At 59.8% G+C, this 14,516-nt stretch carries 14 protein-coding genes and 1 pseudogene; 4 read left to right on the top strand and 11 right to left on the bottom strand.

What is annotated here, in order from left to right; all coding sequences use genetic code 11:
* Window positions 1-3: 3 nt before the first annotated feature.
* From sutA to glnK, 4 genes are all read right to left on the bottom strand, one after another.
* Entirely contained in the window at window positions 4-333 is a 330-nt protein-coding gene (gene sutA / locus HX866_RS20465) for a transcriptional regulator SutA (RefSeq protein ID WP_177094078.1), read from the bottom strand.
* A 102-nt stretch (window positions 334-435) separates the two neighbouring features.
* Window positions 436-861, bottom strand: coding sequence for a secondary thiamine-phosphate synthase enzyme YjbQ (locus HX866_RS20470; protein ID WP_177101471.1), 426 nt, complete (start codon window positions 859-861; stop codon window positions 436-438).
* A 213-nt stretch (window positions 862-1,074) separates the two neighbouring features.
* A complete protein-coding gene (locus HX866_RS20475) occupies window positions 1,075-2,415 on the bottom strand; it encodes an ammonium transporter (RefSeq protein WP_177094076.1) in 1,341 nt (446 codons plus the stop codon).
* Between the two features lie 34 nt (window positions 2,416-2,449).
* Window positions 2,450-2,788, bottom strand: a complete 339-nt coding sequence (gene glnK, locus HX866_RS20480) for a P-II family nitrogen regulator (protein WP_002555808.1) — start codon at window positions 2,786-2,788, stop codon at window positions 2,450-2,452.
* A gap of 417 nt (window positions 2,789-3,205) precedes the next feature.
* Between glnK and HX866_RS20485 the strand changes: the two genes are divergently transcribed.
* The 3 genes from HX866_RS20485 (at window position 3,206) to HX866_RS20495 (ending at window position 6,222) form a co-directional block, all read left to right on the top strand.
* Window positions 3,206-3,466, top strand: coding sequence for an accessory factor UbiK family protein (locus tag HX866_RS20485; protein ID WP_177094075.1), 261 nt, complete (start codon window positions 3,206-3,208; stop codon window positions 3,464-3,466).
* A 206-nt stretch (window positions 3,467-3,672) separates the two neighbouring features.
* Window positions 3,673-4,329 carry a hydrolase gene (locus HX866_RS20490; RefSeq protein WP_177140322.1) on the top strand — a complete coding sequence of 219 codons (657 nt, stop codon included), beginning with the start codon at window positions 3,673-3,675 and terminating at the stop codon, window positions 4,327-4,329.
* 66 nt (window positions 4,330-4,395) lie between these two features.
* Window positions 4,396-6,222: a monovalent cation:proton antiporter-2 (CPA2) family protein gene (locus HX866_RS20495; protein ID WP_177094073.1), complete on the top strand. Its 1,827-nt coding sequence runs from the start codon at window positions 4,396-4,398 to the stop codon at window positions 6,220-6,222.
* 39 nt (window positions 6,223-6,261) lie between these two features.
* Here HX866_RS20495 and HX866_RS20500 read toward each other — a convergent pair whose 3' ends face one another.
* Both HX866_RS20500 and HX866_RS20505 read right to left on the bottom strand, forming a co-directional pair.
* On the bottom strand, window positions 6,262-6,567 hold the full coding sequence (locus HX866_RS20500; RefSeq protein WP_177094072.1) for a HigA family addiction module antitoxin: 306 nt from the start codon (window positions 6,565-6,567) through the stop codon (window positions 6,262-6,264).
* Between the two features lie 7 nt (window positions 6,568-6,574).
* Entirely contained in the window at window positions 6,575-6,853 is a 279-nt protein-coding gene (locus HX866_RS20505; protein ID WP_177094071.1) for a type II toxin-antitoxin system RelE/ParE family toxin, read from the bottom strand.
* Window positions 6,854-7,377: 524 nt separating this feature from the next.
* Here HX866_RS20505 and HX866_RS20510 point away from each other — a divergent pair.
* Window positions 7,378-8,871, top strand: a complete 1,494-nt coding sequence (locus HX866_RS20510; protein WP_177140323.1) for a YifB family Mg chelatase-like AAA ATPase — start codon at window positions 7,378-7,380, stop codon at window positions 8,869-8,871.
* A gap of 31 nt (window positions 8,872-8,902) precedes the next feature.
* Here the strand turns inward: HX866_RS20510 and HX866_RS20515 are convergent, their stop codons facing one another.
* The 5 genes and pseudogenes from HX866_RS20515 to HX866_RS34870 form a co-directional block, all read right to left on the bottom strand.
* A complete protein-coding gene (locus HX866_RS20515) occupies window positions 8,903-9,787 on the bottom strand; it encodes an alpha/beta hydrolase family protein (protein ID WP_177094061.1) in 885 nt (294 codons plus the stop codon).
* A 188-nt stretch (window positions 9,788-9,975) separates the two neighbouring features.
* Window positions 9,976-10,803 carry an NYN domain-containing protein gene (locus tag HX866_RS20520; RefSeq protein WP_177094060.1) on the bottom strand — a complete coding sequence of 276 codons (828 nt, stop codon included), beginning with the start codon at window positions 10,801-10,803 and terminating at the stop codon, window positions 9,976-9,978.
* 215 nt (window positions 10,804-11,018) lie between these two features.
* Window positions 11,019-12,233: an aldose 1-epimerase family protein gene (locus HX866_RS20525; protein WP_177140324.1), complete on the bottom strand. Its 1,215-nt coding sequence runs from the start codon at window positions 12,231-12,233 to the stop codon at window positions 11,019-11,021.
* A gap of 138 nt (window positions 12,234-12,371) precedes the next feature.
* Window positions 12,372-13,232, bottom strand: a complete 861-nt coding sequence (locus tag HX866_RS34865) for a methyl-accepting chemotaxis protein (protein WP_371318762.1) — start codon at window positions 13,230-13,232, stop codon at window positions 12,372-12,374.
* Window positions 13,227-14,348, bottom strand: a pseudogene (locus HX866_RS34870) (Cache 3/Cache 2 fusion domain-containing protein); the annotation flags it as partial. The gene HX866_RS34865 and the pseudogene HX866_RS34870, both read right to left, overlap by 6 nt.
* Window positions 14,349-14,516: the final 168 nt, after the last annotated feature.

Here is a 14,516-nt window from a genome sequence, read left to right on the forward strand (position 1 = left end):
GACTCAGATAGGCCGGCTACCGTATTTGTTATCGGGCTTCTTGGGTGGATCAGCCACCACATTGGCCTCGACTTCCTGCACCTTGCCGCCACGCGCGAGGAACTCGTCCATGGCCTTGGCCAGGGCATCGCGTTCCTTGTTCTTGGCTTCAACACTCGGCAGTTCGTCAACCGATACCGCAGCCTTGGCCTTGCCTTTGGCAGTCGGTGCCGGCGCGTCACCGCCATCGTCGTCGGCAACGTCTACGTCTTCAGCTGCCGCTTCCAGACCTTCTTCGGTTTCGTCGTCTTCACCGACCTCAAGGTCGTCGTTTTCCAGATCATCGTCGCTCATGTTCTACCTCATGACTTGCGAAAAGCAGATTAGTTATAGCCCAGCTACGCCGACTGTCGAAGGCCGCCGGAAAAAATTCAACATCCGCTGCATACCAGCGGCTTATGCCCCATCACCGTAAAAGGTGGCAAGGACTTTACGAGCCCCGCCATGATCCCGGTGCTCGCCCAGATAGACACCTTGCCAGCTACCCAGAGCCAACCGTCCCGCCGTCACCGGCAAAGTCAGCTGACAGCCTAGCAAACTGGCCTTGAAATGCGCCGGCAGGTCGTCCGCGCCTTCGTCGTTGTGTTCATAATCGGCCTTGACCTGGGGTACCAGCCGGTTGAAAAAACGTTCGAAGTCACGACGGACCGCCGGATCGGCGTTCTCGTTGATGGTCAACGAGGCCGAGGTATGCTGCAGCCACAAATGCAGCAGACCGACCTGGCACGCCTGGAGTTCAGGCAAGCCGTCGAGCAACTCCTGGGTCACCAAATGAAAACCCCGGGGCCTGGCCCGCAAGGTAATCAGTGTCTGTTGCCACATACAGATCGAAGCCTCTTCGGCGCGCATTCTAGCGCGCTGTGGAAAAAAGCAAAGAGCCTAATACTCTTGCTTTGCTGTAAGCAATCAGCCCTTACAAAAACACCCGGGGGTTTTGGCCGTAATGCCTTTGGATAAATCCTTTCAGTCCCTTTTTCAATGACAAACTCCAGACAAAAAAATGCCCGGCAAGCCGGGCAATTTTTTTTGCTGCGTTTACAGGTTGTAACCGCGCTCGTTGTGTTGCGCCAGGTCCAGGCCCACCGACTCTTCTTCGTCGGCGACGCGCAGCCCCATCACGGCGTCCAGCACCTTGAGGATGATGAAGGTCACGATCGCCGTGTAGATGACGGTGAAGCCGACGCCTTTGCACTGAATCCAGACTTGTGCGGCAACGTCAGTGGTCGCGGTGTTGAAGCCGCCCATGGACGGTGCAGCGAACACACCGGTCAGGATCGCGCCGAGGATACCGCCGATACCGTGCACGCCGAAGGCGTCCAGGGAGTCGTCGTAGCCCAGTTTGCGTTTCAGGGTGGTGGCGCAGAAGAAGCACACCACGCCGGCCGCCAGGCCGATGATCAGCGAGCCCATCGGGCCAACGGTACCGGCAGCCGGGGTAATGGCCACCAGACCGGCAACCACACCCGAAGCGATGCCCAGGGCACTTGGCTTACCGTGGGTCAGCCACTCGGCGAACATCCAGCCCAGGGCAGCGGCGGCGGTAGCGATCTGGGTGACCAGCATCGCCATACCGGCGGTGCCGTTGGCCGCGGAAGCGGAACCGGCGTTGAAGCCGAACCAGCCGACCCACAGCATGGCCGCGCCCATCAGGGTGTAACCGAGGTTGTGCGGCGCCATCGGGGTGGTCGGGAAGCCTTTGCGCTTGCCCAGCACCAGGCAGGCCACCAGGCCAGCCACACCAGCATTGATGTGAACCACGGTGCCGCCGGCGAAGTCGAGCACGCCCCAGTCACCCAGCAGGGAACCCGGACCGCTCCAGACCATATGCGCAATCGGCGCATAGACCAGGGTGAACCATACGCCCATGAACACCAGCATCGCGGAGAACTTCATGCGTTCAGCGAAGGCACCGACGATCAGCGCCGGGGTGATGATGGCGAAAGTCATCTGGAAGGTGACGAACACCGCCTCAGGGAACAGCGCCGTCGGCCCGGTGATACTGGCCGGCGTGATGCCCGCTAGGAAGGCCTTGGCCATGCTACCGACGAAGGAGTTGTAGTTGACGACGTTGGCTTCCATCCCGGTGGTGTCGAACGCGAGACTGTAGCCATAAATGAACCACAGAATGGTGATCAGACCGGTAATGGCGAAGCACTGCATCATCACGGAAAGAATGTTTTTCGAACGCACCATGCCGCCGTAGAACAGCGCGAGGCCTGGAATCGTCATGAACAGCACGAGGGCTGTCGAGGTCAGCATCCAGCTGGTGTCGCCGGAATTCAGGACTGGAGCAGGTACCGGGTCCGCCGCCATTGCCAAGGCTGGCATTACGAGGGACAACAGGGCTCCTAGCCCTGCGAATTTACGCAGAGTCATATTGTTTTCTCCTGGGGCGTTGGGGTTTGGCGGCTTAGATTGCGTCGGTATCGGTTTCGCCGGTACGGATGCGAATAGCCTGTTCCAGATTGACCACAAAGATCTTGCCGTCACCGATCTTGCCGGTGTTGGCCGCCTTGGTTATCGCCTCGATAACCCGGTCAAGATCCTTGTCGTCAATGGCGACATCAATCTTCACCTTGGGCAGGAAGTCGACCACGTATTCCGCGCCGCGATACAGCTCGGTGTGACCCTTCTGCCGACCGAAGCCTTTGACCTCAGTGACGGTAATGCCCTGCACGCCGATCTCGGACAACGACTCGCGCACGTCGTCCAACTTGAACGGCTTGATGATGGCAGTGACTAGCTTCATGAAAACTCTCTCCCGAATTGGTGGACTTGCCCCAGGAAAACAAACCCGACTCAAGTCTAAGCGCAGTGCCTGGCTTTGTAACGCATCGTCGGTCCACATCGACCGCCCGACGCCAGCTAAACCGCTGCTGGCGAAACTTCCCAGCTTCGTCTGCCGCACTGCATTCGTCACAGCGACTGCATCAGTGCATGGGTCATTGGCAACTAAGCAGAAACCTTGCCAGCTCCGTAAAAACCAGTGATTTCAGTCTGTTGGCCGCTACGCGGGGTGAAAAGGCGGGTTGCATCCGGGCTATACGCACAACAACGGTGCGCACTGCGCCGAGGCAATGCGCGATAACCGTGCGTCCGCCCCCATGAAAATCACTATAGACACTGCGTGGTACACTGCCGGCAATCTGTTTCCGGAACCTTAGCCATGCTTGCGCCCAAAGCTTTCCTCGATGCCCTGAGCGGCCACGCCTCCCGTTTGTTCAGCGGCGAAACACCCCTGCCCCGCCAGGAATTCGAAAGTCAGTTCAAGGTGTTGCTGCAAAGCGGCTTCAGCAAGCTGGACCTGGTCAGCCGGGAGGAGTTCGACAGCCAGATGGTGGTGTTGGCCCGTACTCGTGCACGACTGGAGAGCCTGGAGGCGAAGGTGGCAGAGTTGGAAGCACGGCTGGCACCCGTCGAGGAATAAACGTCCGGCTGCCTGGGCCGCGCCAGGCACCCGCTCGAACACCGCACCAATTGTCCCTTTATTAGAATCAATGATTTCCGTTTTTGCCGGATTGTTTCGAGAGATGAGCGAACCTAAAGTACACCCATGCCGCAGCCACTGACCACAACGACAGGCCGCCGCCAAATTCGCTCCGCCAAAACTCTCGACGCATAAGGAAATCCATCATGTCCAATCTCGAACTGCTGAACCCAACCAACGCCACCCTGATCCTGATCGACCACCAGCCACAGATGTCCTTCGGCGTGCAATCGATCGACCGCCAGACCCTGAAGAACAACACCGTGGGCCTGGCCAAGGCAGCGAAGATCTTCAACGTGCCGACCATCTACACCTCGGTGGAAACCAAGAGCTTCAGCGGTTATATCTGGCCTGAACTGCTGGCGGTCAACCCGGGCGCAGAACCGATCGAGCGCACCTCGATGAACTCCTGGGAAGACAAGAAGTTCGTCGAGGCGGTGAAGGCTACCGGCCGCAAGAAACTGATCATGGCGGCGTTGTGGACCGAGGTCTGCCTGAACTTCCCGGCCCTGGAAGCCCTGGCCGAAGGTTTTGAGGTGTACATTGTCACCGACGCGTCCGGCGGCACCACCAAAGAGGCCCACGACATGTCCGTGCAGCGGATGATCCAGGCCGGCGCGATCCCGGTGACCTGGCAGCAGGTCCTGCTCGAATTCCAGCGTGACTGGGCCCACAAGGAAACCTACGATGCGGTGATGGATCTGGTGCGCGAGCACAGCGGCGCCTACGGCATGGGCGTGGACTACGCCTACACCATGGTGCACAACGCCCCGCAACGTACCCTGGACGGATCCTTCCGATGATTGGCCCGCCAGGCGGCAGCGCTGGCGGGTTTTCATGCTATCCACCCGAAGAAAGGGAGTTCCCCCATGCCACATGAGGGCAGCCTGCTGCAGGCCGCGGTCATTTTCCTGATGGCTGCGGTCATCATCGTTCCCCTGGCCAAGCGCTTGCAGCTCGGTGCCGTGCTCGGCTACCTGCTGGCCGGTGTGCTCATCGGCCCGCAAGTCCTGAAACTGATGGGTGACGCGGATAACGTCGCGCACTTCTCCGAGATGGGCGTGGTGTTCCTGCTGTTCATCATCGGCCTGGAGCTGTCGCCCAAGCGCCTCTGGCTCATGCGCAAGGCGGTATTCGGCGTTGGCCTGGCCCAGGTGCTGTTGACCGGGCTGGTGATTGGCGCGCTGGCCATGCTCGTCTTCGGCCAGAGCCCGCAGGCGGCGGTTATCCTCGGGTTGGGCCTGGCGCTGTCGTCGACGGCGATGGGGCTGCAGAGTCTCGCCGAAAGCCGCCAGTTGAACAGCCCCCACGGTCGGCTCGCCTTCGCCATTTTGCTATTCCAGGACATCGCCGCCATCCCGCTCATCGCCCTGGTGCCGCTACTGGCCGTCACCGATCCGCAAGCCGGCGGCGAAAGCAGCCTGGTTCATGGGCTGAAAGTGCTCGGGAGCATCGCCCTGGTCGTGGTGGGCGGGCGCTACCTGCTGCGCCCGTTGTTCCGCGCCGTGGCCCGCACCGGCCTGCCGGAAGTCGCCACCGCCACCGCGCTGCTGGTGGTGATCGGCACCGCCTGGCTGATGGAACTGGCGGGGGTATCGATGGCGCTGGGGGCATTCCTGGCTGGCTTGCTGCTGGCCGACTCGGAATACCGTCATGAGCTGGAGTCGCAGATCGAGCCTTTCAAGGGCCTGCTGCTGGGCCTGTTCTTCATGAGCGTGGGCATGGGCGCGAACCTGCCGCTGCTGTTCGAGCGCCCAGGCCTGATCATCGGCCTGACCCTGCTGCTGATTGGCCTCAAGCTGCCCTTGCTGATGTTCGTCGGGCGCCTGGCCGGCGGGTTGTCGCCTATCGCGGCACTGCGCCTGGGCGTGGTGCTGGCTGCGGGTGGCGAATTCGCCTTCGTGGTCTTCAAACTCGGCCAGAACCTGGGCCTGTTCGATGCCCGCACCTACGACACCCTGATCATGACCATCACCCTGTCGATGGCCGTCACCCCGCTGTTGTTGATGGCCTGCGCACGCTTCTTGAAAGCGCGGCCGCAGCCGGTCAAGGAAGTGCCGGAAAACCTGAAGAAGATCCACAGCGACGGCCCCCGGGTCGTCATCGCCGGCATGGGCCGGGTCGGCCAGATCATCGCGCGAATCCTCCATGCGCAGGACATCCCCTTTGTCGCCCTGGACACTTCGGTCGATACCATCGAGATGGTCCGCAGCTTCGAGCATGCGCCGGTCTTCTATGGCGACCCCATGCGCCCGGAAATCCTCAGCGCGGCCAAGGTCGGCGAGGCCGAGTACTTCATCGTCGCCGTGGACGACCCGGAGATAGCGGTGAAAACCGCGCAAACGGTGCAGCGCCTATACCCGCAGGTCAAAGTCCTGGCCCGCGCGCGCAACCGCCAGCACGTGCACAAACTGCTCGATGCCGGTGCCGAGCCGGTGCGGGAAACCTATTACTCGAGCCTGGAAATGACCCGCCGCGCCCTGGAAGGGCTGGGCATCAGCGCGACCCAGGCCGAGCACCGCATCCAGCAGTTCATGGCTCATGACGAACAGGTGCTGGCGGCCCAGCGACTGGTGCGCGACGACAGCTCGAAGATCAAGCAGACCACCCTCGAAGCCCGCGCCGAGCTGGCCCGGCTGTTCGAAAGCGATACGGGGGAGCCGGAGCAGGCGCTGTCACCGGCGAGCCGGGTTTAACAGGCGTCTCCTCGTTTTCATGAGGTTGCACGCTATGTGTCAGGCACAGTGGGGCAGGCGCGCCACTTGCTGCCTGATCGTTGCACCGCGCTCGATTTCAGCGGTGCGCAAATCGTAGGTCGATTGCAGGTTAAGCCAGAATTCGGGCGTGGTATCCAGGCAGATCGACAACCTGAGCGCCATGTCCGCACTGACACCACGACGTTGCAGCACAATGTCGTTGACCGTTGGCGCCGAGACGTTCAGCGCCCTTGCCAAGGCTGCCGCCGTCAGCTCCAACGGCACCAGGTATTCTTCCTTGAGGACTTCTCCGGGGTGTACCGGACGCATACCGTTCTTGATCATGCTCACCTCAGTGATAATCGACGATCTCGACATTTTCGGCCCCGTTAGGTCCCCAGATGAAGCAGATTCGCCATTGGTTGTTGATGCGAATACTGTGCTGCCCCTTACGATTCCCTTCCAGCACCTCCAGGCGGTTACCCGGAGGCGAACGAAGGTCCATCAAGGCGGAGGCCGCGTCGAGCATCGCCAGCTTCCGCTCCGCGACATTGACAATGGCTGACCATAAACGGGTCTTACCCTTACGAAAAAGCCACTCGGTCTCGGAACAGTTGAAGCTTACAATCATGATTAACTCTTAACGTTATTCATTAATCAAGTGTATCGCCTAGGCACATAAAAGCAACCCGGCAAAACCCCATCTCTGCCACGTGCGCAAAATCACAGGGAACGATTCACTTTGCATTCAAGAAACGCGCATACCCCTGGCCGTCTTCCACAGTCGCACCCAAATGAGTGTGGAAGCCCCCGCCGCTATCGTGTACGGCGAGCTAGCATTCCGCTGATGCCAGTGAGTTGCCACTGAGGTGATTGTTACTCCTTCACTTCAGCGAAGCAGGTGCAATTAATCTGGCGATACGGTGCTTAGAATGCCAATTTAATTGCACTTTCGTTCGAGCATACCGAGCGCTTACCCAACCTGATCATCGCTCATTTGCGTGTTAACCAACGCCCTCCGACACCATCAACGCTAACTCATCCTGCGACCAGACCCCGAATCGTCTGGACACATAAAACCCCTCAAGCCCCTCCCCCGCTCAACTAGTCTTCCAGAACCGCAGGAAGCGGCCCCTTCGCGTTCAAGGAAAGAGCATGTCCCTGGCCATCGTCCACAGTCGCGCCCAGGTGGGCGTGGAAGCCCCCGCCGTTACCGTCGAAACCCATCTGGCCAACGGTCTGCCGATGCTGACGCTGGTCGGGCTGCCGGAAACCGCCGTGAAGGAAAGCAAGGACCGGGTCCGCAGTGCGATCCTCAATTCGGCTCTCGATTTTCCGGCCCGACGTATCACCCTCAACCTCGCCCCAGCCGACCTGCCCAAGGACGGCGGACGCTTCGACCTGGCGATTGCCCTCGGCATCCTCGCTGCCAGTGTGCAAGTGCCAAGCCTGGCGTTGGACAATCTGGAGTGCCTCGGCGAACTGGCCTTGTCCGGCGCCATCCGCCCGGTGCAAGGCGTGCTGCCGGCGGCGCTGGCCGCACGCGCCGCCGGACGCACGCTGGTGGTGCCGCAGGCCAATGCCGAAGAGGCCTCACTGGCTTCCGGGCTGACGGTGATTGCCGTCGACCACCTGCTGCAACTGGTGGCCCATCTCAACGGCCATGCGCCGATCAAGCCCTTCGAATCCAGCGGCCTGCTGCACCTGAGCAAGCCCTATCCGGACCTGAGCGAAGTACAAGGTCAACTCGCCGCCAAACGCGCCCTGCTGATCGCCGCCGCCGGGGCGCACAACCTGCTGTTCAGCGGCCCGCCCGGTACCGGCAAGACCCTCCTTGCCAGCCGTCTGCCCGGCTTACTACCGCCGCTGGATGAACAGGAAGCCTTGGAAGTCGCGGCCATCCAATCGGTCGCCAGCCATGTGCCGTTGAGCAGTTGGCCACAACGGCCCTTTCGCCAACCCCATCACTCGGCTTCGGGACCCGCATTGGTGGGTGGAGGTTCCCGACCGCAGCCCGGTGAAATCACCCTGGCCCATCACGGCGTGCTGTTCCTCGATGAGTTACCGGAATTCGACCGCAAGGTGCTTGAGGTCTTGCGCGAGCCGCTGGAGTCCGGCCAGATCGTCATTTCCCGGGCCCGGGATCGGGTGCGCTTCCCTGCACGATTCCAACTGGTCGCGGCGATGAATCCCTGCCCCTGTGGATATCTTGGCGACCCCAGTGGACGTTGCCGCTGCACCCCGGAACAGATCCAGCGCTACAGCAACAAACTCTCCGGCCCATTGCTGGACCGCATCGACCTGCACCTGACCGTGGCCCGCGAGGCCACGGCCCTCAGCCCCAGCCACCAGGAGGGCGACAACACCACCCAAGCCGCCGCCCGGGTCGCCGAGGCCCGACAACGCCAGCAACAACGCCAAGGTTGTGCCAATGCATTTCTCGATTTGCCGGCACTGCGCAGGCACTGCAAGTTATCCACAGGCGATGAAAAATGGCTGGAGACGGCCTGTGAACGACTGACGCTTTCGCTACGGGCGGCCCACCGGCTGCTCAAAGTGGCGCGCACCTTGGCGGATCTGGAGCAGGTGGAAAACATCGGTCGGGATCATCTGGCAGAGGCGCTGCAATATCGGCCAGTGTCGCAATAGGTGGGGCAGCACGGTCTTTCATTCGCCGCTATCAGTGGGCAATTACCGCCTGGGCGGTATCGTGGGGAGCAGGTAGGCCTATTTTCTGCAGGAATGGCTCTACTTCACGCATCCAGACCGGTGCATTTTCAACATGATGGAAAAACCCGTGGCCGTCATTACGATAAGGCGGAGCCACGATGAAACGTACATCAACCCCTTCGTGTTGATAGGCGCCATAGAGTTTCCTGGCCAACGCAGCATAGAAAAAGTGATCGTTTTCGGAATAGAACCACAACATCGGTACATGGGTGGTCTTGGCATAACGATCAAAGGTCTCCACCAACTTGCTTTCATCACAGACCTCATCAGGCCCGCGTGAACCACGTCCCCCGGCAAAGTTGATGACGCCAATCACCCCAGGCTGATTCAGGCTGGCCAACGCCAGCACACCGAAACCACCGCCCGATTGGCCGACCAGGACAATCCGTGTGGTATCGATATAGGGCTTGCTCCTGGCATACGTCACCGCCGCACCAATGTCCCTGGCAGTTTCCAGCCCGGCCTCAAAATAGCTCGGATTATGGCAATTGCCATAGCTGTCCCCGGCAACGCCATCGGACTTTCCGAACCCCAGACGCAACGGATTGATGACCACAAACCCACGTTGAGCAAACAGTCGCGCCTGTGGCTTGAAGCCGTCTTTCATCCGCGCATTGTCGGCCTTCGAGCGCGGGGTACCATGATTGAGTACCAGCAGCGGAAAGGGGCCCGGGCCTTCCGGACGAAACTCGGTAGCCACCATATTTTGCTGCGAATCGCCAAAAAGGCCTTTGACCGTGACCGGAATCGTGACCTCCTGTTCGGTGATCGCCGCTAGCGTGGGTGTGCTGAATGCAATGGCAAGGAGGGCACTGCCGAGAGTCTTTAACAGCATCGGGCTCTTCCATATGGGTCTACGGTGCTCAGCTTCTACTATACCCACGCAAACATTGCCACTATTCAGCCGTTACCTTTGGGTTACGCCAATACGCGTCTAAATTTTCCAGGGCGGCGCGCGCACTGCGCGTTATCCAGCGACTATAGAAAATATCTGGCGAACGCGATGGAATATCTCCTACACGCTCAATTGAAAACACCTGTATCCGACCCCAAGCCTCGAGTGATAGTCATCTCTGCATAGTGCTTCTGTAGGTTGATGTCCGAACACTTTTGCCACCAATCAGGAATATTTGAAACAACCTCCCCCGTCACATCTCGAATTATCCGGACCAAGTCATATGATTGAAGTCCATCGACATGCTCACTCAAGCTACTGCTCGTATTAGCCCACATGGGGTCCAGAACAAAATCGATACCTTTCATACGCGCCAATTTGGCAGCGGGAACAAAATCAGAATCCCCGGCAACCAATATGATGACATCCACCAACTTGTCGAGAGCAAGCGTTGTTATATCCATCCCAAGCTTCGTATCAACTGCCTTCTGCTGAACCTTGTAGTGAAAATCATCGTTCGTCAGTTCTGCCCATTGCCGTGTACCTCTAAGCAGGTCCCTCAGAGTATGGACGTTAAGCTGCCACTCTCCGTTTTTAGCCAACTCCCCCAGACGTAAAGCGGTCTTTCGGCTTGACCGGAGATGATCGTGCAAATCCCGCCGAAGCTGATAAGGCGGATGACTTTTGAAATTGAAATGACCTGCCGAAGTTTGCCCTTCAGGGGCTATTGGCAGACGCACCTGATTCGACGGCGGCGGACAGTCGTAATAGTAAACCCGGTACAGCTCTCGAGTTGCCGCTCGTGAGTCTTCGACATGAAGCCGAACGATTTTCTTGATAACCCGTGCTAATTGCTCAGCGGTGATAGAAAAATCTTTCCTGAAATATTTTCGAATAAAAAACAGGGTTCTCTGGAAGAAGAACCCTCCGTCAATAAGGACGGCTGTTCGTTTCATTGGCTTTCTCCAGGCAAAAAAAAGCCCAGGACCGCTGGGCAGGTTCTAACGATTGCCTGCGCGCTGTACTGGGCTGTTGATGGAATATTATTCGCCTATGACGAAACAGTCAAACCAATGTCATACGCTGTTTCAAAACTCAGTGAAAACAGTAACATCGCTTGAGTAAGACCTGGCCGAAACAGCTAGTCACCGGCCAGCCCATCCCAATCAGGTTATTCCTTGCTCAAATCCACCAACGGCGTGCCCCGCACCTCCGTCTTGCGCCCATCCTGAATCTGCGTCACCCGCTGCACCGCCTTATCCACAGCCGCCTTGTCCGCCAGCAGGCTGTAACTGATCTGGAACTGGCGTTTCTGCCCGGCGCCAATGGTCGGCACCAAACCCAGTGGACGCTGGTAATGGCGGTTATAGGAGAAGCTGGTACCCGGCTCCAGCCCGGTGACATAGCCCTGGCCCTGGGTATCGGTGTTTTTCCACAGGGAGAACACCGGCAACTGCTGGGTATTGAACCCGAGCGAAACCCCGAGACTGCCAGCCTTGTTGTGCAACACCGCCAGTGTGTCGCCCTTGGCATCGGCATACGGCACAACGTTATAGACGGTCTCGTCATAGTCCCTGGTCGGTGCGCGATAGGTCTGCCAGTCCGGCAGGTCGCCCTTGGCCTTGTCGTTGAACGGCGACACCTGCTTCACCGGCGCGACGAAACGCGCGCCCTGCTCCAGGAACGGGGTGCTGAAGTTGCTGTGATACAGCGCCTGGTATTCCTTCGGATAATCGCCGTTGTTGGTCAGCGTGTCGTTGAGCGCAAAGCTCACGCTGCCAGGGACCGTCGACAGCTCGGTGAGCACGGAGAAGTCGACTTTCTTGAACGCCTGCTCCTTCAGCTCGCCCTGCAAACGAATGGCGTAAGGCGGTTGTTCATCGATATGCAGGGTGACCTTGCTGGCCGGAATATTCGCCGCCCGCCCGTGCAAGGTCAGCAGTTCGCCGTTATCAAGCCCCGGATGCCCGACCCACTCATAGCCGCAACGCACCACCATCTCGTTGAACCCTTCCAGCCAACCCAGGCCGCCACGACCGTTGAGTTCGATAAAGGCGGGGTTAACCACTTCCTTGACGGGCGAATCCCAGCCCATGCGCACAGTGCCCACGGACGCGTGCAGGACGTTCATGCCCCGCGTCGGGACCACCGAGAGTTTCATCGTTCCATTGTCGATATCGACGATGCTGACCCCTTCCTGGCGGCCGCCGTGCAAGGTACGCATGGTGATGGAGAAGGGCTTGTCGGTCTTGATCCCCAGTTGTTGGCTGGTGATCTGCCGGTTCTGCGCGGGCGTGTCGCTGTCGAGCAACACAGAGTCCCAGGCCATGGCGTGGGAAGCAGCGGTCAAGGCGGTGACGCCGAAGAGCAATCGGAGGGAGGTCATGGGCTGTCCTTATTGGAATTGTTCGACTTTTATAGCCTTGATGAAACGATTCAGCAAGTCGGTCGAAAAAATGCGCGTCAGCCCGAGGACCACGCGCACTACAGCCTGCATTCCAACATTCGCGATAAGGCGCTGCTTTTAGCGAAAGCGATCCACTTCCTGACGCAACTCCGCCGCCAGGGCTTCCAGCTCCCGGGCCGTGATCGCCAGGTTGGACACCACTTCACGCTGCTCACTGTTGGCCAGGGCAATGCTTTGCAGGTTGCTGCTGAGCAGAGTCGCCGTGCTGCTCTGCTCCTGGGTCGCAGTGGTGATGACCGCGAATTGCTGTCCCGCCGAACGGCTCTGCTCGTCGATCTGTGCCAGGGCCGAAGCCACGTTGGCATTGCGTGACAGGCCTTCCTGCATCAACCGATTGCCTTCTTCCATGGTACTGATGGCCTGACCGGTCTGTTGCTGGATGCTCTGGATCATCCCGGAAATCTGGTCGGTGGCTTCACGGGTACGCCCCGCCAGGCTGCGCACCTCATCCGCCACCACGGCAAAGCCGCGCCCCTGCTCGCCGGCCCGGGCCGCTTCGATGGCCGCGTTCAACGCCAGCAAGTTGGTCTGGTCGGCAATCGAGGTGATCACCCCGACAATCCCGCCGATCTCCTCGGAACGTTGCCCCAAGGCATTGATCACCTGCGCCGTGCTGCCGAGGGAGCCGGCGATCTGCTCCAGGGACGTCGAAGCCTCCTCCATGGCGGTACGGCCGATACGCGTCTGTCGGGCATTTTCCTGGGCCAACTGCTCGGTATTGCCCATGTTGTCGGCGATATTCAGCGAGGTGGCGCTGAACTCTTCCACCGCACCGGCCATGCTGGTGATCTCGCCGGATTGCTGCTCCATCCCTTCATAGGCACCACCGGACAAACCGGAAAGCACATGGGCACGACTGCTGACCTCACCGGCCGCCTTGCGGATGTGTTCGACCATGGAGGACAGCGCCTGGCCCATCTGGTTGAAGCTGTCGGCCAACTGGCCGATCTCGTCATGGCTGGACACGTCCAGGCGTACGCTCAAGTCCCCCGCCCCCAGCGCTTGTGCCTGACGCACCAGGTCGTCCAGGGGCCGCAACTTGCTGCGCAGCAGCCAGATCGCCGCGCCGACAGCCAGCAGCATGGCCAACAGGCTGCCGATCACCAGTTGAATACCGACGCTCCAGGTCACGGCGCGGATCTCGGACTTGGGCATGCTCGCCACCACGGTCCATGGCCCGCCTTCAAAACTCACCGCGACGCTGTAGAAGTCCTCGTTCTTGTCACTCCAGAAGCGCCCACGGCCCGGTTGCCGGACCAGATCGACGACCACCGGAATCGCCTGCTCAAGATCCGCCACCCCGGCCGGCGGTACCAGCCAATGCTTCTGCTCATCGAGCAAGGACAAGGAGCCAGCCGTGCCAATGCGGAAGCGCTTGAGGTTGTCGAACTGTGCATTCTGCGCATCGGTGTAGTCGAAACCGACGAACAGCACCGCAATCACTTTGCCGGCGGCATCACGTACCGGGGTGTACTGAGTCATGTAGTAACGGTCGAACAGCAGCGCCCGGCCGACATAACCCTGGCCCGCCAACAGGCGCTGATAAGCCGGGTGCTGGTGATCAAGCAAGGTGCCGATGGCCCGACTGCCGTCCTGCTTGGTCAGGGAGGTGCTGACCCGGACAAAATCCTCGCCGCTACGCACGAACAGGGTCGCAACACCCGCGGACATCTGCTTGAACTCGTCCACTTCGGCGAAGTTGTTGTTCAGCAGTTCATTGCCCAGGTACAGGCCCGGCGCTTGAACGCTACCGACCTTGACCAACTCCTCGGGACGCACGCTCAGGCCACTGCCAAAGCGTTTTTCGAACAGCCCGCTCAGGCGCTGGGTGCTCTCGCGCAAGGTGCTGTGGAAGGTGTTCAACTGATCGGCGAGCAGGCGCGCTTCGCTGGCGAGGTGCTCTTCGCGGGTGTCGAGGTTGGCGGAATCCAGCGAGCGCAGGGCAAATACGGTGCTGCCGCTGATCACCAACGCCAGGATAACGGCGAGGGCCAGCCCTAGTTGCGAGGCAATTCGGGCACGGGGTCGAGACATGGTACGGCTCCTGACCGGGCGGCGAATCCTGTGGAGACTGTCAGACCGCGCGGAAACATTTCTAATGGACAAAATATGAGCGAACCGTTTTTTGGCGCCGGTTCCATGTCGGTAGATTCGGCGGCATCAGTGAATACTTGAGTCATTTGGACGGATATCAGTTGCCAC

The sequence above is a fragment of the Pseudomonas gingeri genome (genome assembly GCF_013386165.1).
GTDB classification, from domain to species: Bacteria; Pseudomonadota; Gammaproteobacteria; order Pseudomonadales; family Pseudomonadaceae; genus Aquipseudomonas; species Aquipseudomonas gingeri_C.

Excerpts from the sequence above, each read along its gene's own strand:
- sutA (WP_177094078.1), bottom strand. The coding sequence starts at position 333 with ATGAGCGACGATGATCTGGAAAACGACGACCTTGAGGTCGGTGAAGAC.
- HX866_RS20470 (WP_177101471.1), bottom strand. The coding sequence starts at position 861 with ATGTGGCAACAGACACTGATTACCTTGCGGGCCAGGCCCCGGGGTTTT.
- HX866_RS20475 (WP_177094076.1), bottom strand. The coding sequence starts at position 2,415 with ATGACTCTGCGTAAATTCGCAGGGCTAGGAGCCCTGTTGTCCCTCGTA.
- glnK (WP_002555808.1), bottom strand. The coding sequence starts at position 2,788 with ATGAAGCTAGTCACTGCCATCATCAAGCCGTTCAAGTTGGACGACGTG.
- HX866_RS20485 (WP_177094075.1), top strand. The coding sequence starts at position 3,206 with ATGCTTGCGCCCAAAGCTTTCCTCGATGCCCTGAGCGGCCACGCCTCC.
- HX866_RS20490 (WP_177140322.1), top strand. The coding sequence starts at position 3,673 with ATGTCCAATCTCGAACTGCTGAACCCAACCAACGCCACCCTGATCCTG.
- HX866_RS20495 (WP_177094073.1), top strand. The coding sequence starts at position 4,396 with ATGCCACATGAGGGCAGCCTGCTGCAGGCCGCGGTCATTTTCCTGATG.
- HX866_RS20500 (WP_177094072.1), bottom strand. The coding sequence starts at position 6,567 with ATGATCAAGAACGGTATGCGTCCGGTACACCCCGGAGAAGTCCTCAAG.
- HX866_RS20505 (WP_177094071.1), bottom strand. The coding sequence starts at position 6,853 with ATGATTGTAAGCTTCAACTGTTCCGAGACCGAGTGGCTTTTTCGTAAG.
- HX866_RS20510 (WP_177140323.1), top strand. The coding sequence starts at position 7,378 with ATGTCCCTGGCCATCGTCCACAGTCGCGCCCAGGTGGGCGTGGAAGCC.
- HX866_RS20515 (WP_177094061.1), bottom strand. The coding sequence starts at position 9,787 with ATGCTGTTAAAGACTCTCGGCAGTGCCCTCCTTGCCATTGCATTCAGC.
- HX866_RS20520 (WP_177094060.1), bottom strand. The coding sequence starts at position 10,803 with ATGAAACGAACAGCCGTCCTTATTGACGGAGGGTTCTTCTTCCAGAGA.
- HX866_RS20525 (WP_177140324.1), bottom strand. The coding sequence starts at position 12,233 with ATGACCTCCCTCCGATTGCTCTTCGGCGTCACCGCCTTGACCGCTGCT.
- HX866_RS34865 (WP_371318762.1), bottom strand. The coding sequence starts at position 13,232 with ATGGGCCAGGCGCTGTCCTCCATGGTCGAACACATCCGCAAGGCGGCC.